This window comes from Nocardiopsis sp. NRRL B-16309 (assembly GCF_001279585.1).
In the GTDB taxonomy this organism is placed as follows: domain Bacteria; phylum Actinomycetota; class Actinomycetes; order Streptosporangiales; family Streptosporangiaceae; genus Nocardiopsis.
Map to the genome: position 1 here is coordinate 227,190 of NZ_LGEC01000002.1, position 25,195 is coordinate 252,384.

At 73.1% G+C, this 25,195-nt stretch carries 19 protein-coding genes and 1 riboswitch; of the genes, 10 read left to right on the top strand and 9 right to left on the bottom strand.

The genetic code is table 11. The features are described from left to right. Window positions 1-38: 38 nt before the first annotated feature. From ADL05_RS00895 to thiD, 3 genes are all read left to right on the top strand, one after another. Complete coding sequence (locus tag ADL05_RS00895) at window positions 39-1,748, top strand: acyl-CoA synthetase (protein ID WP_231640547.1); 1,710 nt, start codon at window positions 39-41, stop codon at window positions 1,746-1,748. Between the two features lie 297 nt (window positions 1,749-2,045). After that, a complete protein-coding gene (locus tag ADL05_RS00900) occupies window positions 2,046-2,975 on the top strand; it encodes a DUF368 domain-containing protein (RefSeq protein WP_053614886.1) in 930 nt (309 codons plus the stop codon). A 7-nt stretch (window positions 2,976-2,982) separates the two neighbouring features. Further along, window positions 2,983-3,086, top strand: a riboswitch (TPP riboswitch). After that, entirely contained in the window at window positions 3,074-3,877 is an 804-nt protein-coding gene (gene thiD / locus ADL05_RS00905) for a bifunctional hydroxymethylpyrimidine kinase/phosphomethylpyrimidine kinase (RefSeq protein ID WP_053614887.1), read from the top strand. Its footprint overlaps the riboswitch before it by 13 nt. 197 nt (window positions 3,878-4,074) lie before the next feature. Here thiD and ADL05_RS00910 read toward each other — a convergent pair whose 3' ends face one another. After that, the gene (locus ADL05_RS00910) at window positions 4,075-5,493 is read right to left on the bottom strand and encodes a sodium:alanine symporter family protein (RefSeq protein ID WP_053614888.1); all 1,419 of its coding nucleotides are present in this window, start codon (window positions 5,491-5,493) and stop codon (window positions 4,075-4,077) included. Between the two features lie 183 nt (window positions 5,494-5,676). Next, window positions 5,677-5,931: a DUF6457 domain-containing protein gene (locus ADL05_RS00915; protein WP_053615044.1), complete on the bottom strand. Its 255-nt coding sequence runs from the start codon at window positions 5,929-5,931 to the stop codon at window positions 5,677-5,679. Between the two features lie 214 nt (window positions 5,932-6,145). On the opposite strand from ADL05_RS00915, the gene ADL05_RS00920 reads away from it, so the two are divergent. The 3 genes from ADL05_RS00920 to ADL05_RS30955 all read left to right on the top strand — a co-directional run bounded on the left by ADL05_RS00920 (window position 6,146) and on the right by ADL05_RS30955 (window position 8,536). Beyond that, window positions 6,146-7,339: a glycosyltransferase family 1 protein gene (locus tag ADL05_RS00920; protein WP_053614889.1), complete on the top strand. Its 1,194-nt coding sequence runs from the start codon at window positions 6,146-6,148 to the stop codon at window positions 7,337-7,339. A gap of 111 nt (window positions 7,340-7,450) precedes the next feature. Then, window positions 7,451-8,092 carry a transposase gene (locus ADL05_RS30950; RefSeq protein WP_197285636.1) on the top strand — a complete coding sequence of 214 codons (642 nt, stop codon included), beginning with the start codon at window positions 7,451-7,453 and terminating at the stop codon, window positions 8,090-8,092. Between the two features lie 9 nt (window positions 8,093-8,101). Further along, window positions 8,102-8,536, top strand: coding sequence for a transposase (locus ADL05_RS30955; protein ID WP_197285637.1), 435 nt, complete (start codon window positions 8,102-8,104; stop codon window positions 8,534-8,536). A 748-nt stretch (window positions 8,537-9,284) separates the two neighbouring features. Here the strand turns inward: ADL05_RS30955 and ADL05_RS00930 are convergent. Continuing rightward, window positions 9,285-10,613: a pyridoxal phosphate-dependent aminotransferase gene (locus tag ADL05_RS00930; protein ID WP_053614890.1), complete on the bottom strand. Its 1,329-nt coding sequence runs from the start codon at window positions 10,611-10,613 to the stop codon at window positions 9,285-9,287. Window positions 10,614-10,744: 131 nt separating this feature from the next. Here ADL05_RS00930 and ADL05_RS00935 point away from each other — a divergent pair, with 131 nt between their 5' ends. Beyond that, window positions 10,745-11,689: a LysR family transcriptional regulator gene (locus tag ADL05_RS00935; RefSeq protein ID WP_053614891.1), complete on the top strand. Its 945-nt coding sequence runs from the start codon at window positions 10,745-10,747 to the stop codon at window positions 11,687-11,689. A gap of 195 nt (window positions 11,690-11,884) precedes the next feature. Here ADL05_RS00935 and ADL05_RS00940 read toward each other — a convergent pair whose 3' ends face one another. The 3 genes from ADL05_RS00940 to ADL05_RS00950 all read right to left on the bottom strand — a co-directional run bounded on the left by ADL05_RS00940 (window position 11,885) and on the right by ADL05_RS00950 (window position 14,422). Further along, entirely contained in the window at window positions 11,885-12,214 is a 330-nt protein-coding gene (locus ADL05_RS00940; RefSeq protein WP_053614892.1) for a hypothetical protein, read from the bottom strand. Between the two features lie 83 nt (window positions 12,215-12,297). Beyond that, window positions 12,298-13,521, bottom strand: a complete 1,224-nt coding sequence (locus tag ADL05_RS00945; protein ID WP_053614893.1) for a glycosyltransferase — start codon at window positions 13,519-13,521, stop codon at window positions 12,298-12,300. Window positions 13,522-13,540: 19 nt separating this feature from the next. Further along, on the bottom strand, window positions 13,541-14,422 hold the full coding sequence (locus tag ADL05_RS00950; protein ID WP_053615045.1) for a DMT family transporter: 882 nt from the start codon (window positions 14,420-14,422) through the stop codon (window positions 13,541-13,543). Between the two features lie 395 nt (window positions 14,423-14,817). On the opposite strand from ADL05_RS00950, the gene ADL05_RS00955 reads away from it, so the two are divergent. Then, window positions 14,818-16,503 carry a beta-N-acetylhexosaminidase gene (locus ADL05_RS00955; protein WP_053614894.1) on the top strand — a complete coding sequence of 562 codons (1,686 nt, stop codon included), beginning with the start codon at window positions 14,818-14,820 and terminating at the stop codon, window positions 16,501-16,503. A gap of 110 nt (window positions 16,504-16,613) precedes the next feature. On the opposite strand, the gene ADL05_RS00960 is transcribed toward ADL05_RS00955, so the two are convergent. Continuing rightward, window positions 16,614-17,855: an alanine racemase gene (locus ADL05_RS00960; protein ID WP_053614895.1), complete on the bottom strand. Its 1,242-nt coding sequence runs from the start codon at window positions 17,853-17,855 to the stop codon at window positions 16,614-16,616. A gap of 126 nt (window positions 17,856-17,981) precedes the next feature. After that, window positions 17,982-18,944: a glycerophosphodiester phosphodiesterase family protein gene (locus tag ADL05_RS00965; protein WP_053614896.1), complete on the bottom strand. Its 963-nt coding sequence runs from the start codon at window positions 18,942-18,944 to the stop codon at window positions 17,982-17,984. Window positions 18,945-19,208: 264 nt separating this feature from the next. On the opposite strand from ADL05_RS00965, the gene ADL05_RS00970 reads away from it, so the two are divergent. Next, window positions 19,209-20,675, top strand: coding sequence for a hypothetical protein (locus ADL05_RS00970; protein ID WP_053614897.1), 1,467 nt, complete (start codon window positions 19,209-19,211; stop codon window positions 20,673-20,675). A 610-nt stretch (window positions 20,676-21,285) separates the two neighbouring features. Continuing rightward, complete coding sequence (locus ADL05_RS00975; RefSeq protein ID WP_053614898.1) at window positions 21,286-23,085, top strand: gamma-glutamyltransferase family protein; 1,800 nt, start codon at window positions 21,286-21,288, stop codon at window positions 23,083-23,085. Window positions 23,086-23,717: 632 nt separating this feature from the next. Here the strand turns inward: ADL05_RS00975 and ADL05_RS00980 are convergent. Further along, on the bottom strand, window positions 23,718-24,896 hold the full coding sequence (locus ADL05_RS00980; protein ID WP_231640548.1) for a C40 family peptidase: 1,179 nt from the start codon (window positions 24,894-24,896) through the stop codon (window positions 23,718-23,720). Between the last annotated feature and the right edge of the window lie 299 nt (window positions 24,897-25,195).

Here is a 25,195-nt window from a genome sequence, read left to right on the forward strand (position 1 = left end):
CCCCGCGGGCGGCCCCGGACCATCCAGGGAGGTCGGGCGTGTCCATCCACGCGTCTGCGAACGAGTCCCCCGACGCGCCCTTCTCGCTGTCCCGCCTGGTGTCCGCCGTCACCGACGCCGTCCCGGACCGCGTCGCCCTGGTGGCCGGGCCCCGACGGCTGACCTACCGCGCCCTGCACGACCGCTCTGTGCGCCTGGCCCGCCACCTCGTGGCCGAGGGCGTGCGCCCCGGCGAACACGTGGCGGTGCTGTCCTTCAACCGCGCGGAGTGGATGGAGTCCTTCCTCGGAATCCTGGCCGCGGGTGCCGTCCCGGTCAACGTCAACTACCGCTACGTGGCGGGCGAGCTGCGCCACGTGCTGGCCGACGCGCACGCGGTCGCGCTCATCGCCGAGGACTCCCTCGCGGCGGCCGTCACCGCGATCCGCCCCGACCTGCCCCGCCTGCGGCACGTGCTCCTGATCGAGGACGGCGGCGTGCGCGACGCGGCCCTGGACGGCACCGACTACGAGACCGCGCTGGCCGCCCGCGCCCCGGAGTCCGACGACGCCCCCGCCCTGCCCCCGACCGGCGGCGACGACCACTACCTCCTCTACACCGGCGGCACCACCGGCTACCCCAAGGGCGTGCTGTGGCGCCAGGCGGACATCTTCCGCGCCGCGCTGGAGCGCCGCGCCCCCGGCGCACCGCGCGCGGAGTCGCCCGCCGACGTCGCCGCGCGCGCCGCCGCCTGCTTCCCCCAGCGCATGCTCGTGCTCGGCCCGCTCATGCACGCCGCCGGCCAGTGGAACGCGCTGAGCATGCTGCTCTGCGGCAAGCGCGTCGTGCTCTCCACCGACCGCAGCTACCGGCCGGACCGCGTCCTCGAACTCGCCCACCGCGAGGGCGTGCACGCCGTCCAGCTGGTGGGCGACGCCATGGCCCGCCCGCTGGCGCGCCACCTGCTCACCGAGCCCGGACTGTGCCCGGACCTGACCTCGGTGCGCTCCGGCGGCACCCCGCTCACCCCGGCCGTGCGCGCGCTCTGGCGCGCCTGGCGCGAGGACGTCGTCCTGGCCGACGCCTACGGCGGCTCGGAGACCGGCGTGTGCGGGTCGGCCACCGGGGAGGGCGACGGCTCCGGTGGGGCCCGCGAGGACGGCCCGACGCTCTCCGGCGGCGCGGACCCGCGCAGCTTCACCATGGGCGGCAGCATCGCCGTCCTCGACGACGACCTGCGTCCGCTCCCGCCCGGCTCGCCCGCGGTGGGCCGCATCGCGCGCAGCGGCCGCATCCCGCTGGGCTACTACAACGACCCGATCGCCACCGGCCGGACCTTCCCCACCGGCCCCGACGGCCGCCGCTGGGCCCTGTCCGGCGACTACGGGACGCGCGCCCACGACGGGTCCATCGCGCTGCTCGGCCGGGGCAACGCCGTGATCAACACCGCCGGGGAGAAGGTCTACCCCGAGGAGGTCGAGGCCGCGCTGAAGGCGCATCCGGCCGTGGAGGACGCGATCGTGGTGCCCGCCCCCGACGACCACCTCGGCCAGCGCGTGACGGCGCTGGTCTCCGTGGCCGCGGGCGCCCGCCTGGGCGAGACCGAGCTGCGCGCGCACTGCCGCGTGCGGCTGGCCGGGTTCAAGGTGCCGCGCACGGTGCACTTCGTCGACCGGGTCCGGCGCACGGCGGTCGGCAAGCAGGACTACCGGTGGGCGGCGTCGGTCGCCCAGAGCGGCGAGAGCACCACACCGAGTTTCGGACTCTGAACATCAGTCACACCAGACATCCGAAACCCGGTCGGCCCCACACCGCACGCACCACCGCCACCCCGCGCCGCCGCTAGACTGGCCGGACCCGGCCGGCCCCGGGACCTCGCCGGTCCCTCCCCCAGCACGCCCCGGGCGGCACATACCCCAGCGGTGGTCGGCCCAGCGCCCCTCCACGAACGCGTCCCGGCCCCGCGCCCCTGAACCGACCCGCTGTCCCGCGGGTGGGTACGGTGACGACACAGGACGGAGGACGGCGCCCCCGGGCCCGACCCGGGTCGGCGCCCTACTACTCAGATGGCCAAGTCAGCAGGCTCCTTCATCTTCAACGCGGTCCGTGGCGGCGCCGTCGGCACCTCCGAGGCGCTGCCCGGCATCAGCGGCGGCACGGTCGCGCTCATCGTCGGCCTCTACGACCAGCTCATCGGCGGCGCCGGCCACATGGTGAGCGGCATCAAGCGCTACGTCACCGACGTGCCGCGCGGCCGCGGCAGGGACCGCGCCAACGAGCAGTTCCGGCAGGTGGACTGGAGTGTCCTCGTCCCCGCCCTGATCGGTATGGCGGTCGCGCTCCTCCTGGCCGCGGTCCTGCTCTCCCCCCTGGTGGAGGAGTACACCCGGTACGCCTACGCCCTGTTCTTCGGGCTCGTCCTGGCCTGCCTGTGGATCCCCTACACCGGGGCGGGCAGGAAGTGGCGCGCCTGGCACTACCTGGTGGCGCTGGTCGTCGCCGTCCTCGCCTTCCTCCTGACCGGCCTGCCGGGTGCGAACCTGCCGACCAACCCGGTGTTCGTGTTCCTGGGCGGCGCCGTCGCCATCTGCGCGCTCGTGCTGCCGGGCCTGTCCGGCTCGTTCATCCTCCTCACGCTCGGACTGTACGAGCCCACGATGCAGGCCGTGCGGGACGCGGACGTGGTCTACCTCGCCACCATGGCGATCGGCATGGTGACCGGGCTGGCCCTGTTCGTGAAGCTCCTGCAGTACCTGCTGGAGAACTTCCACCACCTCACCCTGGTGGTCCTCACCGGCCTGATGGCGGGTTCGCTGCGCGCCCTGTGGCCGTGGCAGGACCACGACCGCAACCCGCTGCCCATCACCGACGTGCCCGTGACCGTGGCCTTCGCCGTGCTCGGGTTCGTCGTGGTCGCCGCGGCGATCGTCTACGAGCACCGCAAGAAGGCCGAGACGGGGGTGGGCGGCGGAGCCGCTCCCACCCGCGTCCACTAAGGTCGTTCCCACTGACGCGGGGTGCCGGGAGGAGCAGTCCTCCCGGCTGAGAGCACACCCGTCGAACCTGCCCTAGGTAGTTCTAGCGAAGGAACGTCATGAGCGCGTACAACGTGTTGTCCGTGGCCGGAAGCGACCCCAGCGGCGGCGCCGGGATCCAGGCCGACCTCAAGGCCTTCTCCGCCCACGGAGTCTTCGGGATGACCGTGGTCACCGCCCTGACCGCCCAGTCCACCCGCGGCGTCACCGGCGTCCACGGCGTCCCGGCCGAGTTCGTCACCCGCCAGGCGGACACGCTGCTGTCCGACGCCACCGTGCACGCGGTCAAGATCGGGATGCTGGGCACGGCCGAGGTCACCGGAGCCGTGGCCGCGGCGATCGACCGCCACGGGCTGGTGAACGTGGTCCTGGACCCGGTGATGGTCGCCAAGAGCGGCGACCGGCTGCTGGAGGACTCGGCGATCGAGGCCCTGCGCACGCTGCTCCTGCCGCGCGCCGACCTGCTCACGCCGAATCTTCCGGAGGCGGCCGACCTGTTGGGCGTGTCGGAGGCCGTCAGCCTCAAGCAGATGCGCGACCAGGCCGAGCGGCTGCTGGAGCTCGGACCGCGACGGGTCCTGCTCAAGGGCGGCCACCTGCCCGGCGAGGAGAGCGTCGACGTACTGGTCTCCCGTGACGAGGAGCCGCTGGAACTGCGCGCGCCCCGGGTGGACACCCGCAACTCGCACGGCACGGGGTGCACGCTGTCGTCGTCGGTCGCGGCGCTGCTCCCCCAGCGCCCGGACACCGCGTCGGCGGTCCGCGACGCCAAGGACTACCTGACCGAGGCGCTGCGCCGCTCCGGCGACATCGACGCCGGCGGCGGCCAGGGCCCGGTGCACCACTTCCACCAGTGGTGGTAGCGGGCACCGCCGCCTCCCGCTGGTCGCGGGCACGGCCGCCTCGCGCGGCAGCGGGCGCAGCCGCCTCCGGTGGCGACGGCGACGGCCACGTTCGGCGGTAGGCGGCCGCCTTCGGCTCGCGGACCGGGCGGCCGGGCGACGCGAAGGGGGACCGCACACCGTGCGGTCCCCCTCGTCCGTTCGTCCCGGCGAAATCCCTAGCCGCGCACGTCGTCCATGACGGCGTCGGGGTTCTTCCAGTCGGGGAACCCGAAGAACTTCCGGGTCTCCGCGACGACGATCGGGGACAGCAGCAGCAGCCCGATGAGGTTGGGCAGTGCCATGAGCCCGTTGGCGATGTCGCTGAACAGCCACACGTTGCTCAGGTCGGCGACCGACCCCACGAAGATGACCGCGATGAACACCAGGCGGTACGGGGTCACGAAGCCCCGGCCGACCAGGAACTCGATGCACCGCTCACCGTAGTAGGCCCAGCCCAGCAGCGTGGTGAAGGCGAACACCGCGACGGCGAGCGCGACCACGTAGGCGCCGGCCGGCGCCAGACCCGGGCTGACCGACCCCAGGCCCTCCGTGAGGGCCTGCGTGGTCAGCAGGGAGCCGTCCTCGGCGTCCTCCGACTGCCACACACCGGTCGTGATGATGACCAGGCACGTCATCGTCACGACGATGATGGTGTCGATGAAGGTCTGGGTCATGGAGACCATGGCCTGGCGGACCGGCTGCGTGGTCTTGGCGGCCGCGGCGGCGATGGCCCCGGTGCCCAGACCCGACTCGTTGGAGAAGATGCCGCGCGCGAAGCCGTACTGGATCGCCATCAGCACACCCGCGCCCGCGAAGCCGCCCGCGGGGGCGGTGCCGGTGAACGCGGTCGTGACCACGAGCTGCAGCGCCGGAAGGATCTGCGCCCAGTTGACGGCCAGCACCAGCAGGCAGATGGCCACGTAGGCGATGATCATCAGCGGCACGAGTGCGGAGGCGACCCGGCCGATGCTCTTGATGCCGCCGAGGATGACCGCGCCGGCCAGCACCATGAGGATGAGGCCGATCACCCAGGTCGGGGCCGGGGTGATGCTCGCCATCTGCTGCGCGACCGTGTTGGCCTGCGTCCCGTTGCCGATGCCGAAGGCCGCGATGGCGCCGAAGATGGCGAAGGCGATGCCCAGGGTGGTGCCCAGGCCGCCGGGCAGGCCGTGCTTGAGGTAGTACATCGGCCCGCCGCTCTGCTCACCCTTGGAGTCGGTGCGGCGGAACTTCACCCCCAGCAGGGCCTCGCTGTACTTCGTCGCCATGCCGAAGAAGCCGACGACCCACATCCAGAACAGGGCGCCCGGGCCGCCGAGGCCGATGGCCAGCGCGGCGCCGGCGATGTTGCCGACACCGACGGTGGCGGCGAGCGCGGTGCTCAGTGCCTGGTAGTGGGAGATGTCGCCCTCGACCGAGGGGTCCTCCTTGCGCCGCACGAAGGCGAGCCACAGCGCGTGCGGCAGCTTGAAGAGCTGGAGCAGTTTGAGCCGGATGGTGAGGAACACGCCGACAAAGAGCAGCAGCGGAATGAGGACGAAGGGTCCCCACACGATGCCGCTGACGATGCCAGCCATCTCAAGGAGTTGATCCATGGGGGATCTCCCTATCACGATCAGGGGCCGGGGGATGGTCGTGTACCCGCGGTCGGCGGAACAGCGTCCCTCCCGTGTGAGCGGCTCCACGAGCCGCGGACACACTCGGGGTGCTGTCAGATTTGCAGTGAATCGTCACGGAGACGTCACGTTCACTCGACGCAAGCGTTGCAGGTCGGGTGCTCACGCGTCCTGGGCACCGTCGCCCTGGGACAGGGCGAGCCGGCTGAGGACGGCGGCCGCGGACTCCGGGTCCGCGCCCTGGCCCACCGCCACGCCGAGCAGGTAGGTGGTCAGGGGCGCGGCGGGCCGCGCGACGGAGTGGGCGGCGTCTCTGGCCAGGTCCAGGACGCGGTCCACGTCGGTCTTGCCCAGTGGCTCCGTCCCCACCAGGTCCAGCTCCGCGCGTACGACTTCCGCCCATTCCACGAGGGTCACCACAGGACTCCTTAGAGCAATTCATTCGTCACAGAAGGCGATCTTAGTCATCGCCGGGCCACTCGGCGGCCACCCGCCCGCACCGGCCGGGTCACCGCGTGCTCCGCGAACCCACGCCTGGCCTTCGGGAGCGGTTCCCCCCAGGCCTGACCGGGGTTCACTCCCCGAGCCTAGCGTCGAAGGCAGCCATCCCCCGGCGTTGGGAGCAGCCAGAATGTCCCCCACAGCAACCGACCGCACCGACCGGAGAGCCACCTCGCCTCCGCTGCGCGTGGCGATCGTGACCGAGTCCTTCCTCCCGCAGGTCAACGGGGTGACCAACTCCGTGTGCCGGGTCGCCGACCTTCTCGCGGCCCGGGGCCACCAGGCGCTCGTGCTCGCCCCCGGCCACGGCCCCTCCTCCTACGCGGGCTTCCCCGTGGTGCGGATGCCCGCCCTTCCGCTGCCCTTCTACCGAGATTTCCCGGTGGGGCTCCCGGCGCGTCGCACGATGACCGCCGCCATCCGCGCGTTCGCCCCGGACGTGCTGCACCTGGCCTCGCCCGCCCTGCTCGGCCTGGCCGCGGTGGACACCGCGCGCCGCTGGGCGCTGCCGACGGTGGCCGTGTTCCAGACCGACCTGCCGGGGTTCGCGAACCGCTACGGCCTGCCCGGCTCCGAGGCCCTGTGGTCGCTGATGCGCCGTACGCACGCGGCCGTGGACAGGACCCTGGTGCCGTCCTCGGCGAGCATGGAGGCGCTGTCGGCGCACGGCTTCCCCCGCCTGGACCTGTGGCGGCGCGGCGTGGACACCGTCCGCTTCTCGCCCGAGCACCGCAGCGAGGACCTGCGGCGGCGCCTGGCGCCCGGCGGCGAGGTCATCGTGGGCTACGTGGGGCGCCTGGCCAAGGACAAGCGGGTGGACATGCTGGCGCACCTGGCCAGGCTCCGGGGCATCCGGCTGGTCGTCGTGGGCGACGGCCCCGAGCGGGCCCGGCTGCGCCGCCTGCTGCCGGACGCGGTGTTCACCGGGCAGCGCACCGGCGCCGACCTGTCCCGGCTGTACGCCTCCCTGGACGTGTTCGTGCACACCGGCGCCGACGAGACCTTCTGCCAGGCGGTCCAGGAGGCCCTGGCCTCGGGTGTGCCCGCGGTGGCTCCGGCCGCCGGCGGCCCGCTGGACCTGGTGGTGCCCGAGGACAACGGCCTGCTGTTCGCGCCCGATTCGGTGCGCGAGCTGCGCGTGGCCGTGGGACGGCTGGTCCACAATCCCGAGCTGCGCGCGGGGATGGCCGCCCGGGCGCGGCCCTCGGTGCGGCACCGGACCTGGGAGGCGGTGGGCGAGCAGCTGCTCGACCACTACCGCGCGGTCATCACACCGAGCCAGGAGCTGGTCGCCCGCGCGGAGCACCAGGCCTCGACCGCCTAGACGGTATGTAGGGAGGGTTCGCGAAGAGGCCGGGACCCCGCTCACACGTTGCCGTGGGTTGCCGACCAGGCAGAACCTGGACGGTAGTGCCTACATGTGTGGGAGGTCCCGGTGTCTTTCGAGCCTACGACCGTCGGGCTGGACGTGCACGCCCGCTCCACCACCGCGTGCGCGATCTGCGGCCCCACCGGCGAAATCAGCACCATCCGCCTGAGCAGCGACCACACCCAGATCCTCGGCTGGCTCACCGGCCTCGCGACCCCGGTCCGTGTCGTCTATGAGGCCGGGCCCACCGGCTTCGCCCTGGCCCGCACCCTGGCCGGGGCCGGCCTCGACTGCGTGGTGGCCGCCCCGTCCAAACTGCAGCGCCCCAGCGGAGACCGGGTCAAGACCGACGCCCGCGACGCGCTGCACCTGGCCCGCCTGCTCCGCCTCGGCGAGGTCACCCCGGTCCGGGTCCCCACCCCGGCCCAGGAAGCCGCCCGTGATCTGTCCCGGGCCCGCGAGGACGCCCGCGCCGACCTGATGCGCGCCCGCCACCGCCTGTCCAAGCTCCTGCTGCGCCAGGGTCTGCTCTGGGAGGGCAAGAACACCTGGTCCTGGGCCCACCACGACTGGATCGCCCGCCAATCCTTCACCGACCCGGCCCTGCAGGCGGCCTTCGAGGCCGCCCACGAGCAGGTCCTGATGGTGCGGGACCGCCGCGACCGGTTGGATGAGGCCATCACCCGGCAGGCCACCCAAGGCGAGTGAGCCCCGGTCGTGGACCGGCTGCGGTGCCTGCGCGGGATCTCCACTGTCACCGCGTTCGGGCTGGCCACCGAGATCGGTGACTGGCACCGCTTCACCGGGTCCAGCATCGGCGCGTATGTGGGACTGGTGCCCAGCGAGCACTCCTCGGGGTCCCGCCGTGTGCTGGGTCCGATCACCAAGACCGGCAACACCCACGTGCGCCGGCTGCTGGTGGAGGCCGCCTGGCACCACCGCCGCCCCTACCGTCAGCCCACCCGCGAGATGCGCGCCCGGTGGGAGAGGGCCCCGGCAGCGGCCAGGTCCCGGGGCCATGCGGGCAACCACCGCCTGCACCGCCGTTGGGCCCGTTTCGATGAGCGCGGCAAGAAGCCGTCGGTGGCCGTGGTCGCGATTGCCCGGGAGTTGGCCGGGTGGTGCTGGGCACTGGCCGTGGTGCAGGAGTGAGCCCTTGCGATAAGCCGACCGGTGGGAGGGCGCTGCGTGCCGCCGCGTGAGGAACGATCCGCGATACAGCTATGAGCAGCCCGGGGCTGACCCCCTGGGCCACGCTCGTTCTCTAGAGCCGCGGCCTCGTTCCCGCCGAACAGCCCGTCCTGCGGTAGCCAACCCGCGCATATCAGTCTGACCACGCGTCGTGCATGACACGCGGGCCGCAGGCTGCCTTCCCACCGGTCCCCATAACGAACCTGTGGCGCCTTCTCCACCAGCTTCAGGATCCTCACGCCCTCGCTGGTGGTCAAGGTCGTTCGTCCCTCGCTGCGCTCGGGGCGCTCCACCTTGACTTCCAGCTCAGCGCGAGGGATCGGCATCTGTCGAAGAAGACCAGGGACCACCCCAGCAGGGAGACCAGCGGTGGCAGATTACCACCTATCACCGCTGGTCAGCGCTGCGCTCTTGACAAAAAACCCTACATATCAGATGTGCTGTTCGGTGAGGTTGGGGGTCCGGGGCGCGGCGGGCGGCGCGACACCGGGGCCCGCGCCGAGGACGGGCCGCGGGCGTCCCGTCACCCGGGTCGCGCCCCGTGGGGACCGGTGGTGCCCGCCCCGTCTGACGGGTCGGCGCTCTCGGGCCGTGTGGCCCGGGAGCGCCGAGCCGCCCCGTGTCCGCCCCGCCCCCTTGACGGGGCGGACACGGGGCGGGGTCCTGCGGTCGGGGCCGCCCCTGGCGCGCGGTGGGCGCGGACGGACGGTCAGCGCGAGGCCGGCGCGGCCTCGGGCGCGGGAGCGGGGATGACCGCGCTCGGGCTGTCGCCGACGATGGCCTCCAGCACCTCGGACAGCCGGTCCAGGTGGGCGCGGATCCACGGCAGCGCGGTCGGGTCGGTGGCCGCGAGCGCGGCGTAGCGGCGCTCCTCGGTGTCGCCGTAGAGCAGGCTGGTGGCCACGCGCATGCGCAGCGCCTCGGCCCCCTCGCCGAACTCGACCGCGGGCAGGACCCCCATCCCGTGGCGCTCCAGCAGGAGACCGGTGAGCCCGGCGCCGGTGGTGATCCCGTGCAGGGCCGCCAGGCGCTCGCGGAGCGGCTCGAAGTCGGGGTAGAGGTAGAACGCGGCCCGCGGAGTGGCGACCGCGGCGCCGGCCAGGGCGAACCGGCGCGCCACCGCGGTCGCGACGAGTCCGTGCAGGCGGCGGCTGCGGTCGACGTGGTCGCGCAGCTCCCGCGGTTCGGTGAAGGCGTGGGCGGCCGCCTCCTGGACGGGCGCGGCGGGACTGGACCAGATCTCGCTGGCCACGCCGAGCAGGCCGCCGCGCAGGCGGTGGCCGATCTCGGAGTCGGGCAGGCGGATCACGCCGATCCGCCAGCCGCCCAGGGCGAGGTTCTTGCTCAGTCCGGTGGAGATGACGGTGCGCTCGGGCGCGTATTCGGCGGGGCTGTGCACGCGGGGCCCGTCCTGGCCGTCGGCGGCCGGATGAACGAGGTCGCGGTAGATCTCGTCGGAGATGATGACGAGGTCGAGTTCGCGGGCGACCCGGGCCAGGCGCTGGACGGTCTCGGCGTCGGCGACGGTCCCGGTCGGGTTGTCGGGCAGGGTCACCACGACGGCGTTGACGGTCCGGCCCTCGTCCCGCGCGGCGGTCACGGCGGCGAAGAGCAGGTCGGGCTGGGGTACGCCGCCCTGGCCGGCTGCGGTGGGGACCATCACCGGCCGCTGTCCCAGCAGGCGGCTCTGGGCCGCGTAGCTGACCCAGCTGGGCGCGGCGATGGCCGTGTCGCCGCCGATCTCCATCAGCAGGCTGTAGAGCAGCGGCTTGCTGCCGGGACCGGCGATGACCATGTCGGGGTCGGTCGGCAGCCCGCGCCGCTCCCAGTACCCGGCGGCGGCGGAGCGCAGGTCGGCGGACCCGGCGACGGGCCCGTAGGCGTTGGCGCCGTTGCCCGCGGAGAGCCGGTCCCGCATGACGGGGTGGACCGGGAGCCCGGCCTCGCCGAAGCCGAGCGGCAGGACGCGCACCCCCTGGCGTCGCTTCTCTGCGAGGGCTTCGTTGACGGCGAGGGTCGCGGACACAGTGACGGTCATCAAGACTCATCTCCGGCTCATGTTCAGGCTCTTGACCGCGCCTCGGGGCTACGGTCTGTCACTCCACACACTGCCCAGGGAGGAACATCAGTACAAGCGAGTCTTTTCGATGCTGAGCGTAAGATGTTCTTATGCTCGATCTGCGCCGCCTCCATCTGCTCCGCGAGTTCAGCGCCCGGGGCACCATCGCCGCCACCGCGCACGCCCTGGGCTACACGCCCTCGGCGGTCTCCCAGCAGTTGGCCGCCCTGGAGAGGGAGACCGGGGTGGCGCTGCTGGACCGCTCGCCGCGCGGGGCGGAGCTGACCGACGCGGGACGGCTGCTGGTGCTGCAGGCGGACGAGATCCTGGCCCTGGTGGAGGCCACGGAGTCGGTCATCGCCGAGCAGTCGGACGTCGCCCTCGGCGTCGTGACCGTCACCGCGTTCCCGACCGCCGCCGTGGCGTTCGCTCCGCTGCTGGCGCCCCCGCTGCGGCAGCACGAGGAGATGCAGCTGGTCCTGCGCCAGACGCTGCTGGCGACCGGGACGCAGAAGGTACGTTCACGCGAGGTGGACGTAGCGCTGGTCGACGACTGGTCGGGCCAGCACCCCGGCCGCGGCCCCGACAGCGGGCTGCGGCACGTGCACCTGCTGCGCGACCCGCTGGTGCTGGCGGTCCCGGAGGGCCACGCTCTGGCCGATCCCGAGCGCCCGGTCGTGCTGGAGCAGCTGTTGGGCGAGTCGTGGGTCGTCGCTCCCGAGGGCGAGCGGTCGCGCTCCGGCACCGACCGCCTGTTGGCCGAGGTGGGCGGTCTGCCCGGGGCGGCGTGGGAGTTCGAGGGGCTGGGCACCATCCTGAGCCTGGTCTCGCGCGGGATCGGGATCGCCGCGGTGCCCGCGCTGGCGATGGTGGGCGCGCCCGCGGGGCTGGCCTACCGGCGCCTGCCCGCCTCCGCGCCCGAACGGCACGTGTACGCGGTGCTGCGCCCGGCCTCCCTGCGCCGCCCCGCCGTGCAGGTGACGCTCTCCGCCCTCAGGGACGCCGCACGGCAGGTCGAGGAACTCCTGTCGTCGGCGGCCGAGGGCCCGGTGTAGGAGGCCCGGACGGCCCGCGCCGCGTCCCCTGACCACACGGATCCCCGGTCACGCGGTCACGACACAGCGGACACGGAGAAGGGCCCGGCCGGTCGGCCGGGCCCTTCTCCGTACTTCCCGCTTCGTTCTCCGGACGGCCCCTGGACCTGTCCGGTGGCTCCTCGCCCCGCTGTGCGGCGCTCCACCGACGGCCTCCTAGTCCTCGGCCGCCCTGCGTCGGCCCCGATCGATCCTGCGGCGGAGGCGGCGGCACACGTGCAGTGCGCGGTCCCGGTCGTCCCGGGCGTTCCACCACCGCGCGTAGGCCTCCAGCCGCCGCTGACGCAGCGCCTCCAGTTCTGCCTCCATCCGGGCCACCCTGTGCTCCAGGTCGATGCGCTCGCGCTGGAACGCCGACATGTCGCGCTCGTGGAACCCGGCCTCTCGTTCGGCCCTGATCAGCCGCTCGGTCAGCCCTTCGGCGACGTTGCCACCGCGGGCGACCCGACCGATCCCCGTCTGTGCACTGATGCCTTCGAACCACACAGTGTCTGGTCTTTCCTGAAGTGCACCAAGTTCACCGATCGCTACGCAAAGAATACGGAAAGCGATAAAAATGGACAAACTACCTAAGCGGCCGTGGTCTTCTCCGCCCGCGTCCGCAGCGGCTCCCGGGCCTGGAGCCGCCGGTAGACGTCCTCGAACCGCGCGAGGGACCGGTGGTGGTCGTGCCGCTGCGCGATCTCCCGGCTGGCCCGCCCCAGGACCTCGCGCCGGGGGCCGAGCACCGTCAGCAGCCGGTCGGCCAGGTGCAGGGCGTCCCCCGCCGGGAAGAGGAACCCGTTGCGCCCCTCCTCCACCAGGTGCGGCAGGGCCATCGCGTCGGCCGCCACGACCGGCAGCCCCGTCGACATCGCCTCCAGGGTGGCGATGCTCTGGAGCTCGGCCACACCGGCGATGGCGAAGACGTCGCCCGCCGCGTAGACCAGCGGCAGTTCCGCGTCCGGCACGAACCCGAGGAAGAACACCCGGTCGGCCACGCCCAGCTCGGCGGCCAGCGCGCGCAGCTCGCCCTCGCGCTGGCCGGTCCCCGCCAGCGCCAGTTGCACGTCGCGCTCGCCGGAGATCGCGGCCAGCGCCCGGATGGTGTCGTCGATCCGCTTCTCCGCGTCCAGGCGCCCCACGAAGACGATCGTCTCCCGCTCCGGCAGCCCGAACTTCGACCGCGCGGCCTCCCGGTCACCGGCCCGGGGGTGGAAGCGCTCCAGGTCGATCCCGCACGAGATGTCCTCCACCGTGCCCGCGAAGCCCTTCTCGCGCAGCAGCTCGGCCGCGCGCGGCGTCGGGGTGGTCACGTAGTCGGCCTCGGCGGCCACACCGATCATGTCCCGCCACGCCAGCGCCCCCGCCAGGCCGTGCACGGCGCCGGGCAGGTGGGCGTGCGCGTAGAGGTTGTCCGGCATGAAGTGGTTGGTCAGCACGACCGGGATCCCGGCGGCCCTGGCCCGGCGCTGCGCCGCCCGGCTGAGCGTGAAGTGGCTCTGCACGTGGACGACGTCGGGCTCCAGGCGGGCCAGCAGGCGCGCGATGTGCCCGCCCATGCCCAGCGGGAGGGCGGCGCGCATGCTCTCCTGGAACGGGATCAGCGCCGAGCGCAGCCGGTGCTCGGTCACCGCGCCGTTGACCGCGACGTAGGGGGCTCCTCGCTCCGACGGGCACACCACGTGCACGCGGTGGCCCCGATCGGCCATGCCCTCCGCCAGCCGGTGGGTGAAGTAGCCGGCACCGTTGACATCGGGCGGATAGGTGTCCGTGGCGATCAGGACACGCAGTGCGCGAGTGGGCTGGGCCATGGTCGAACTCCTTCGATCCTCAGGTGTCGGCGGTTCTGCCGGTGTGCTGGTGCTCTGCTTCGGGATTGCGGTGGCGGGCCTGGGCCAGGCTCACGGTTCCGGCGATGGCCAGTGCGGCGAAGAGGGCCGCGGCGACCTGGGCCGGCAGGGTCTCGGGCGCACCCTCCCCCAGGAGGAGGGTGCCGATACCCACGCCGACCACGGGGTCGGTGACGAGCAGCGTCGCGTAGGCGGCGGAGAAGTGCCCGGTGCGGTAGGCGTTCTGCATGAGCAGGGCGCCGAAGACCGCGGTGATCAGCGCGAGCGGCGTCAGCCAGCTGACGACGCTGGTCCAGTCCTCGTGCGCGCCCGCCGTGATGACGCGCGCCAGGCCCGACGTGGTGCCCATCGCCGCCCCGCCGGCCAGGGCGAGCATGATGCCGCGGACACCGTCGGGCATCCAGTGCGCGGTGAGGTAGACGGCGGCGCCGAACCCGAGCGTGCCCCCGGCCAGGGCCAGCGCCACGGACGTGGGCAGCACCGGGGCGTTCGAGGCGTGCGGGAACAGCCAGAGGACGCCCACGAGGCCGACCATGACGGCCGCCCCCGCGACGATCTGCCCCACGCCCACGCGTCGGCGGTTGAAGACCGCCGAGAGCACGATCGCGAAGAGCAGGCCCGTGACGCCGATGGGCTGGATGATGGTGAGCGGCGCACCGCTCAGGGCCACCAGGTGCAGGCAGGCGCCCAGGACGGCCGCGCCACTGCCGATCACCCAGCGGGGCTGGCGCACCAGGTGCAGGAGGAAGCCGGCCCGGGCGACCCGGTGCCCGGGTGCGCGCACGGCGTCGCGTTCCTGCATGGCGGAGCCGAGTGCCAGGGTGAAGGCACCGGCGACGGCGATCAGGACGGGCCAGACCATCGGCTCCACCTTCCGTCCGCTCCTGTGCGCGTGTGGTCGACTCGTGCCCGGGGCCGGGCCTCCGGCCCCGGGGAAGGACCCCCGGCCTGCCCGGCCGCGGGTCTGTCAAGAACAGTACGGACGGGCGATCTTTCCCTGCGATAACGCCACCCCCCGGTTCCCGAGTAGTGCTCGCCCCACCCCGTGTCAGGGTCCGTGCTCCGGGGCGCCGGGGGCCGCGCGCCCCTGACACGGGCACGGTTCCCGTGCCCGCCGCGCCGGGAGGGGACATCGGTCCGGCGCCGTGCGCGCCCCTCGGTGCCGCCGCCGGCAGGCACGGCTGCCAGGGTGTGCGGCGCCCGTGCCGCGTGGCACTATGGCGGGTATTGGTCTAGACCGGATAGGAGCACCTCCCCGTGCCTCATACCTCCCTCCCTTCCCTCCTGCCCCGTCCCGCGTCGGCGGCCACCGGTGAACCGGGCTCCCTCACGCTCACCCAGACCACCCGGGTGTCCGCCGACGCCTCCGCCGCCGGCGTCCTCGCCTGGCTCCAGCGCGAGGTCGGCGCGGCCACCGGCCTGCCCCTGGCCGCCGGCGACGAGGACAGCGCGCAGATCCGGCTGAGCGTGGACCCCAGGGCCGGTCTGGGACGCGAGGGCTACCGGCTCATCGTGGACGGCGAGGGCGCGATCATCGTCGGGCACGACCCGGCCGGGCTCTTCTACGGCGCCCAGACCCTGCGCCAACTGCTGCCCGCCGCCGCCTACCGCCGCGCCCCGACGGGGGACACGGCCTGGACGCTGCCGCCGGTGAGCATCACCGACGCCCCGCGGTTCCGCTGGCGCGGCGTGATGCTGGACGTGGCCCGCCACTTCCTGCCCAAGCACGAGGTGCTGCGGTTCATCGACCTGATGGCCCTGCACAAACTCAACGTGCTGCACCTGCACCTGACCGACGACCAGGGCTGGCGCGTGCAGATCCGCCGCTATCCCAAGCTCACCGAGTCCGGCTCCTGGCGCACCCGGAGCCAGCAGGGCGCGGGCCGGCCGCCGACGTTCGACGGGCGCCCGCACGGGGGCTTCTACACCCAGGACGACATCCGCGAGATCGTCGCCTACGCCGACGCCCGGCACGTGAGCGTCGTCCCCGAGATCGACGTGCCGGGCCACTCCCAGGCGGCCATCCACGCCTACCCCGAACTCGGGGAGAGCGGGGACATCCCCGTCGGCACCCAGTGGGGGATCTTCGACGAGGTCCTGGCGGTGACCGACCACGTCCTGGACTTCTACAAGAACGTCTTCGACGAGGTCATCGAACTGTTCCCGAGCACGTACGTCCACGTCGGCGGCGACGAGTGCCCCAAGACCCAGTGGCGCGACAGCCCGTCGGCCCAGCAGCGGATCCGGGACGAGGGGCTGGCCGACGAGAACGAGCTCCAGAGCTGGTTCATCCGCCAACTGGACGCCCACCTGGCCAAGCGCGGGCGCCGCCTGCTGGGCTGGGACGAGATCCTGGAGGGCTGGCTCTGGGAGGACGGCGACGCGCGGACCGGTGCCGAACGGCGGGCGGAGGGGTCCTCCGAGGACGGCGGCGCCGTCGGGGGCGGCGGACGGCGCGAAGGGTTGAGGCCGGACGCGACGGTGATGTCCTGGCGCGGCGAGGAGGGCGGGATCGCCGCCGCCCGCGCCGGACACGACGTGGTCATGAGCCCCACCCACACCTCCTACCTCGACTACAAGCAGTCCGAGTCCGAGGACGAGCCGGTCCCGGTGGGCACCCTGCTGCGCGTCGAGGACGTCTACCTCGCCGAACCGGTCCCCGCCGGCCTCACCGCGGAGGAGGCCGAACGCGTGCTGGGCGCCCAGGTGAACGTCTGGACCGAGCACATGGACACCCCCCGCAGGCTCGACTACATGGTCTTCCCGCGGCTGTCGGCCTTCGCCGAGCAGGTGTGGTCGACCGGTCCGCGCGACTACGCCGAGTTCGAGCCGCGCCTGCGCGCCCACCTGGACCGGTTGGCGGCGCTCGGCGTGGAGTACCGCCCCCTGGACGGGCCGCGCCCCTGGCACACCCGCCCGGGGCTCGTGGGCTGGGGCTCGTAGGCGGGGCACCCGCCGGGCCGCCGCGCCGGCCCCGGGCGCGTGCGCGCGCGGGGGACGGTGGCGGCGACCGTGTTCGGGGGCGCCCGCGCTCCGCGGGGACCGGGCGCGCATCAGAAGTAGGTCGCCACGGCGTCGACGACCGTGTCCCCGTCGTCGACCACCGGCAGCACCCGCCAGCGGTCGAAGGCCGTACACGGGTGCGAGACGCCGAAGGACACCAGGTCGCCCGGACGCACACCCAGCTCCGGAGGAGCGGTGAGGTAGGCGTGGTGGTCGTTGAGCCCGGTGACCTCCATGCCCGTCGCCGGGAGCGTGGTGCCGTCCGCGCGCCGCAGCACGCGCGGGAGGGGGAAGCCCTGGTCGGAGTTGGCCTCCCGGCGGCCCATCCCGGCGATGGCCAGGCCCGGCTCGGGGGTCGAGGTGACCTGGGCCCACAGTTCCAGCGCCCCGGCGAGCGCGCCGGGGCCCTCGGACAGCCTGCGGTAGGGCGTCGTGCGCCGGTACAGGCCGTCGTCGTGCGCCACGTAGGCCCCGCTGCGCAGGATCGGCACCAGTTCCGGTCGGCCGCCGGCCTCCTCGGCCACGACGTCGAACCAGGCGCTCCCGCCCACGGACAGCACCGGGCGCGCCACACCGAACTCCTCGGCGAGCGCGGCCGCGTCGCCGACCAGGTCGCGGACGAAGGCGCGCACGCCCCCGGCGTCCTTGAGCGGGCCCTCGTACCCGGCGACCCCGGCCAGGTCCAGCCCGGGCGCCGCGGCCACCGCGCGCGCCACGGCCAGCAGCTCCTCCCGGGTCCGGCATCCGGTGCGTCCGCCGGGCGTACCGCGTTCGACCAGCACCCGCAGGGGGCGGCCGCCCCGGGCCTGGGCGGCGGCCCCGGCCGCGACCTCCACGCCCTCGGCCGAGTCGGCGTAGAAGAGGAACTCGAACCCGGCGTCCCGGTCGAGTTCTGCGACGAGCGTGCGCAGCACGCGCGCGTCCAGCAGCTCGTTGGCCAGCAGGACGCGGGAGACACCGAAACGCCGGTAGGCCAGGACCTGGTTGGCGGTGGCGGCGGTGATCCCCCAGGCTCCGGCGTCGAGCTGGCGCTGTAGGAGCGCGGGCGCCATAGAGGTCTTGCCGTGCGGCGCGAACAGCAGCCCGCGACGGGCGGTGAAGTCGGCGAGCGCGGCGATGTTGCGGTCCAGGGCCGAGGCCCGCAGCACCATGAGGGGCCAGGTGAAGGGGCCCCCGAAGAGCGGGTCGCGCCGGGCGGCGAACTCCTCCAGGGTGATCGGTTCGCCCGTCCACCACAGTCCCTTGGTCCGCCAGTCGACGAGTTCGCGGGGGATGGTCAGCCGTTGGCTCACGTGTGTGCCTCCTGAAGGGGGCCCGGCCCGGGACGGCGCTCGTCGCCGTCCCGGGCGGGCCCGTGGTCGGTCACCGGGATCATCCCACCGGCGGCGGGACTGGCCGGGGCCGGAGGGCGACCGGCCTCAGGCGGCGGGTCTGGCCGGCGGCACGACGATGGGCGCGTGCGGGACGCGGCCCCGGGGGAAGTCGTCGATCGCCTCGCGGCCGACGTCGGGGTGGTTGGTGATGAAGCCGTCGACGCCCATCTCCAGGACGGCGTCCATCCGGGCCCGGTCGTTGATCGTGTACGGCATGATCTCGAACCCGGACTCGTGGAGCAGGTCCACGTAGTCGGCGTCGATGGTGGTGTGGTTGGGGTTGATCAGGTGCGCCCAGCCGAACTCGTCGAGGCGGTCCTCGGGGACCCGGCCGAGCAGGGCGTGCGGCACGGACGGCATCAGTTCCTTGGAGCGCTCGGTCACCCGCCAGTCGAAGCTCTGCACGACCAGGTGGCGCGGCCGCCACGGCGGGTTGTGCCGCAGCCAGTGCCGGCGTTCGGTGAGCTCTTCGGCGACCAGTTCGGCCATGCCCGGGTAGCGCGCGGGCTCCTTGAGCTCCAGGAGGAGGTTGAGGTCGTGCCGCTCCAGCCGGTCCAGGGCCTCGCCCAGGGTCGGCACGGGCTCGCCCTCGAAGGAGGCATCGAACCAGGACCCGGCGTCGAGCCGGCGGATCTCGTCCATGGTGAAGTCGCCGACGTCGTAGGGCGCCCGGCCGGGGAAGCGCTCCTCGACGTCCGTGGTGCGCGCGAGCGTGGTGTCGTGCATGACCACGAGTTCGTCGTCCGCGGTGACCTGGACGTCGATCTCCACGGTCTCGGCTCCGCGGGCGGCGGACTCGTCGATGGCGGCCAGGGTGTTCTCCGGCGCGTACGCCGAGGCACCGCGGTGGGCGATGGCGTCCAGGGGCCGGATGGGGTGGGGGTGCTCGACGGCGACGCGGGTGCTGGCCGCGATCGTCTGGGGGTGGAGTGTGGGCGCGGCGAGCGCACTGCTCGCGCTGGTGACGACGATGAACGAGACGGCTCCGACGATACCGATGCGGTGCACCGGACCTCCCAAGTGCGCGTGTCTGGCCAACTGCCACCTCAGGGTGAACGCGCGTGGTGACCCTGCGATGACCGTGTGCGGAGCATCCGGTGATCGGCGTCCCACCATCTGGTGGTGCCTGGTGAACGTGCCGACGAACCCCGCGATCGCTACCGTATGCACATACTTGATCACTTTATGTACGAATTTTGACGACGAATCCCCTCGATAATCACTCACTGCCCTGAAATCATTACCCCTAGTAGTCGATGGGAAGGAACACGCATGCGCAAGCACCACAAGAGGTGGGTCGCGCTGTTCAGTGCCGCCGCCATCTCCACGACTGGGCTGATGGGCGTCAGCGGGACGGCGGTGGCCGACGACAAGGAGTCGCGGTCGCTCAACTGGCCGCTGATCACCCAGGGCGTCTCGACCTACAGCCTTGACGGATACGAGATCGGCTACCTGCCGCCGGGTCTGGAGCGGTACGGGATCAGCGCCTCGTCCGCGACCGACCGGCAGGGCAACCGGCAGTCCCAGATCTCCTGGACGCAGGGCCCCGACCAGCTGTACGGCCGGGTGGCCGTGGTCCGCTCCGAGGCCTTCCAGGAACTGGACGACCTCCGCCAGAGCCGGTACGGGCACCTTCCCACGGGCGAACTCGAACGCCTGGAACCGAACGAGACGTTCACCGGCGGCGCCTTCCTGTCGGAGGAGTCGGGCGACCTGTTCTGGCTGGAGGAGCCGGGCGTCGCGGTGACCACGCACCTGCAGCCGGACCGGTGGGGCGGCAACGAGCTGGTCAAGTTCGCGACGTCGGTGGAGGCCGCCGAGGTCGAGGACGAGGTCGAGGGCGCCGCGGAGGCGGAGAACGCGGGCGCGGACGCGGAGGACACCGCCGAGGTCGAGCCGGTGGCCAACCCGCCGGAGGCCGAGGAGCCGGAGGAAGAGGCTCCGGCCGAGGAGGCCCCGGAGGAGGAAGCTCCGGGCGAGGAAGCTCCGGAGGAAGAGGAGCCCGAGGCTGAGGCTCCCGCCGAGGAGGCCCCAACTGAGGAGGCCCCGGCTGAGGAGGCCCCCGCAGAGGAGGCCCCGACTGAGGAGGCCCCGGCCGAAGAAGCTCCGGAAGAGGAGGAGCCCGAGGCCGAGGCTCCCGCCGAGGAGGCCCCGGAGGAGGAAGCCCCGGCTGAGGAGGAGCCCGAGGCTGAGGCTCCCGCCGAGGAAGCACCGGCCGAGGAAGCCCCGACTGAGGAGGCACCCGCGGAGGAGTCCGTCGAGGACACCAGGTCCCGCCAGGTCAAGGAGTGCCTCATCGACCAGTTCGTGGACTTCGGTTCCGGCGAGACCGTGCTGGACACCGAGTCCCTGACCCCGGACTCCGGGGCGTTCGTCGAGCAGGCCCTCTCCAAGGGGGATCTGGACGACGCCGAGCGCGACCGCCTGCTCGCGACCGTCTGGTACTACGGCGACGAGGAGCAGAAGAACTCCGCCACCACCGAGTGCGCGCGGGCCAACGACATCGACACGGCCGCGGTGGAGGGCGTGCTGGACGACGTGGCGGACGAGATCGCCGCCCTGGTCCAGGAGGCCGAGGACGCGATGACCGAGGGCATGGACCAGGTGTCGCAGACCGGTCAGGACGGGGAACTGCCCGAGGAGGGCGAGATCGACCCGGTGGACGACGAGGAGTGGCAGGAACTGTGGGAGTCGCTGCCGTGGAGCTTCCCGACCGAGGCCGACACGAGTGGTTCCTGAGGTTCACGAGGTGTCCCGAACGGAGTGAGAGCGGTCGGCGGGCAGCATGAGGTCGGCGGACCCTGAAGGTCCCCTGAATCAAGTCAATCCGGGGCTGGTGCCTGGCACCAGCCCCGGTTTCGCGTCTGTGGACAACGCGCCGGACTCATTCCGCGCACGGAAACCAACCGACCCGTCGAACCCATATCGGACATCGCGCTCTTGCTGTACGGTCGCCTCGACGTCCGGTCCCGGATCGTCCACGACAGGTACCCCCCGGCGCGGGAGCGCCCACGGCCACGCACAGTCACCCACGGCCGCATCCGTCCGCTCGGTCCCGGTCGGCCGTTCCGGCCCGCGGGATCCAGCGCGCTCGGTGGGACCGGCCGGACCGGTGGGACCAGCGACCGGCGGGACGGCGGGCGCCGCCCCGGCGGACGGGGCGGACGTCACCGCCGCCCCCCGCACACCGGTCCCGTCACCCGCTCTCCGCCCTTTCGCCCCTTCCCTCCCACTCCCCGTCCCCGGCCCTCCACTTCCCGTCCTGCCCTTTCGTTTCCCTTCCCTGCTCCTCCGCTTACCGCCCGCCCCTCCCACTCCCACATCCCCCGCCTCGGAAAGGCCCTCTCAGATGCCCGGTTTCACCACCCGCCCGCAACTGGTCGGCGACTTCGGCATGGTCGCCTCGACCCACTGGCTCGCCAGCGCGAGCGGCATGTCCGTCCTGGAGCGCGGCGGCAACGCCTTCGACGCCGCCGTCGCGGCGGGCTTCACCCTCCAGGTGGTCGAACCCCACCTCAACGGCCCCGGCGGCGAGGTGCCCGTCATCCTGCGGGCCGCGGGCGGCAGACCCCGGGTCCTGTGCGGGCAGGGGGTCGCCCCCGCGGCGGCCACCATCGACGCGTTCGCCGGCATGGACCGCATCCCCGGGTCGGGTGTCCTGCCCGCCACCGTCCCCGGCTCCTTCGACGCCTGGATGCTGCTGCTGCGCGACCACGGCACCATGACCGTCCGCCAGGTCCTGGACCACGCCGTCGGGCTCGCCGAACGCGGGTACCCCGTCCTGGAGCGCATCGCCCTCGCCATCGGCGCCCTCGCCCCCGTCTTCACCCGGCACTGGACCGGCTCTGCCGCGGTCTACCTCCCGCACGGCGCCGCGCCCGCCGCCGGCTCCCGCCTGCGCAACCCCGCCCTGGCCGCCACCTACCGAAGGATCATCACCGAGGCCGAGGGGGCGGGCCCCGACCGCGAGGCACAGATCGAGGCCGCACGCCGCGCCTGGTCCCAGGGCTTCGTCGCCGAAGCGGTCGGCGCGTTCCTCTCCTCCCCCGTCCCCGACGGCGCGGGCGTCCCGCACCGGGCCCTGCTGAGCGCCCAGGACATGGCGGACTGGCGGGCGCACTACGAGGACACCGTGAGCGTGTCCTACGGCGACCACACCGTGCACAAGACGGGGCCGTGGGGCCAGGGTCCGGCGATGCTCCAGCAGTTCCGGCTGGCCGAGGCGCTGGGCACCGGCCGCGACGTCCTGGACGGGGTCAGCGCGGAGTTCGTCCACCGGGTGACCGAGGCGGCCAAGCTCGCGTTCGCCGACCGCGAGGCCTGGTACGGCGATCCGCTGCACACCGACGTCCCGCTCCGGGAGCTTCTGAGCACCGGCTACGCCGCCCGGCGCGCCGCACTCGTCGACGACGCCGCGAGCCTGGAGCAGCGACCGGGGCGGATCGGCGACCGCCCGCCCTTCCTGCCGCCGGAGTACCTGCCGGGCCGGACGCCGGGCGACCGCACCACCGGCGAGCCCACCGTCGGCGACGAGGCCGGGGCGACACCCGCCGACCTTCGCGGGGACACCTGCCACCTGGACGTCGTCGACGCCGCGGGCAACATGGTCTCCGCCACGCCCAGCGGCGGCTGGCTCAGCAGTTCTCCGGTCATCCCCGACCTGGGGTTCCCCCTGGGGACCCGCGCGCAGATGTTCTGGCTGGACCCCGCCTCCCCCAACGCCCTGGAGCCCGGCAAACGCCCGCGCACGACCCTGTCGCCCACCCTGGTGACCCGCGCGGACGGCGAGGCGGTCCTGGCCATCGGCACGCCGGGCGGCGACCAACAGGACCAGTGGACGTTCACCGCGCTCCTGCGCGTCCTCAACGGCGTGGACGATCTCCAGGAGGCCCTGGACACCCCGATGTTCCACACCAACGCCTTCCCGAGCTCCTTCCACCCCCGCGAGACCGTCCCCGGCGACCTGGTCGTGGAGCCGGGTGTGGGCGAGGACACCATCGGCGACCTGCGCGCCCGCGGTCACCGAGTGCAGGTCGCGCAGCCCTGGTCACTGGGTCGGCTGGCGGCCGTGGCCCGTGATCCGGAGTCGGGCGAACTGCGTGCCGCCGCCGACGCCCGCGGGTCCCAGGGGTACGCGGCCGGGCGCTGACCAGGAAGGGCTGGAGCCGAAGGCTCTCGGATGAGGGCGGAAGCCCCACCTGTCGCGAAGCGCCCCGGGGCGATGGTGGGCGACGGGCGGGAAGGGCTGGAGCCGAAGGCTCTCGGATGAGGGCGGAAGCCCCACCTGTCGCGAAGCGCCCCGGGGCGATGGTGGGCGACGGGCGGGAAGGAGACGCATCGACCAGGAAGTCGCCGGTGAGATGACCGAGATGAGTGATAGGAACGGGTTGAAGGTGGTTGTTTGCCTTGTTCGCTCCTCTTGCCAAATCGTCCGGTCACTGCTTATGTAGACCCTGTGCGACGACCCGCCCACGGATTTCGGGCGCGAGTTTTGTCAGAACTCAATACCACGAATAGCAGGGACCGTTCGCTGTCTCCCCCTCCCTCAGCGACGCCCCTGTTTCCTCCTCCTCACCGAGACCTGCCTTCCCCTCCCGGCTGGTTTTTCGGACAAGGAGAAACGAGTGGGCCGTGGTGCCACCGACGCGGTGGCGCCACGGCCCACTCCTGTTATGCCTGTGACGCGCGGGATGAATGGCGGGTGACGGAACGGAAACAATTCCGCCCCGCCCCGAGTTCGGGGCAGGGCGGAACGGCGTCGTCGCACGCCAGGGGCGCGATTCAGGTGTTGACGCGTACCGCGCCCGCGTAGTTGGCGGTGCGCACGGACGTCACACGCACGTCCAGTCCGGTGCGCGGGGCCTCCAGCATCATGCCGTCGCCGAGGTAGATGGCCACGTGGGAGATGTAGTCGGGGGCCGTCGGGTCGGTGCGCCAGAACAGCAGGTCGCCGCGCTCGATGTCGTCGAAGGCCACGCGCTCGCCGGCGTTCCACTGGTCGTGCGTCACGCGCGGGATGGTCACCCCGGCCTCCCGGAAGGCCCACTGCAGGAGCCCGGAGCAGTCGAAACCGACGTTCGGGGTCGTCCCGCCCCACACGTAGGGGACGCCGAGCTGGGTCTCCGCGTGCGCGATGACCTCCTCGATCACCGTCTCCGGGACCGCGTCGCCGGACACGTCCGGCTCGGGGTCGTCGGCGACCAGTTGGAGGGAGACGTCCTCGCCGACCGCCTCGCCCAGGGCCTCGTGCAGCTCGTACAGGTCGGCGTCGGGGGCCGAGACGATCAGTGCGTTGCCCTCGGGCATGCCGAGTTCGGCGGCGCGCTCCCGCGAGACCAGGGCGTCGATCCCCGCGATGCCGGAGGTGGCGTGCGTCCACACCTCCAGGGGGACGTCGCCGCGGCCGCCCTCGACGGTCACCTCGCTGCCCACGTTCAGATCGCGCTCGGTGCCGACGTCGTTGGACAGGGCCACGCGGCCCTCGGCGACGCCCTGCCAGATCTCGTCGGACTCGGCGGAGGGCTCGGGGGCGTGGTTGCGGAAGCTGGACGGGTTCACGCCCAGCACGGAGGTGGGTTCCCCGTCCACGCGCACGCGGGCGGCGTCGACCCTCAGGACGTGCTCCACGCCCTCGATGTCGCGGACGGCGTCCACCGTCTCCCGGGGCAGGGTGGTGGGTGCCACGACGAAGTACTCGACGCTGCGCGCCTCCCGGAAGGGGGCCACGTAGGCGTCGCGGCGCAGGTCCTCGGTGTCGGCCACGTCGGGGGCCTCGGACGGGGAGTCCGCGGCGCGGTCCCGGGGGTGGGAACCGCTCGGGGCGTCGGGGGACAGCTGTTCGGAGACGGCGGGACGGTCCTCGACCACCGGGTCGGCCCAGGCCGGGGCGGCACCGAAGGCGGTGAAGGCGACCGCGAACGCGGCCGTGGTGCCCGCGCAAGTTCTCAAGCGGCTCCGCACGGGGGGCCTCATCCTCTCCAGGACCCGTCGGGGCGGGGTCCCCGGGGGCACGATGTCGGTGCGGTACGTTCCGGATCCAAGAATGGGTGTAGCGGCGCCGGTTGGCAAGAAGCCCACGCGGTCCGATATCGGACGTCCACCTCACGGCCACGGAAGCGATACGCGCCCGCCCGCAGACGGAACGGAACCGGGGAACGCGGCCCCGCCGCAACGCCACACCCGTGCCCCCGCCACACCACGCGCCGCCCTGCCCACACCCGCCGCAACACCGCATCCGCAGCCCAAGTCGCACCCACCCC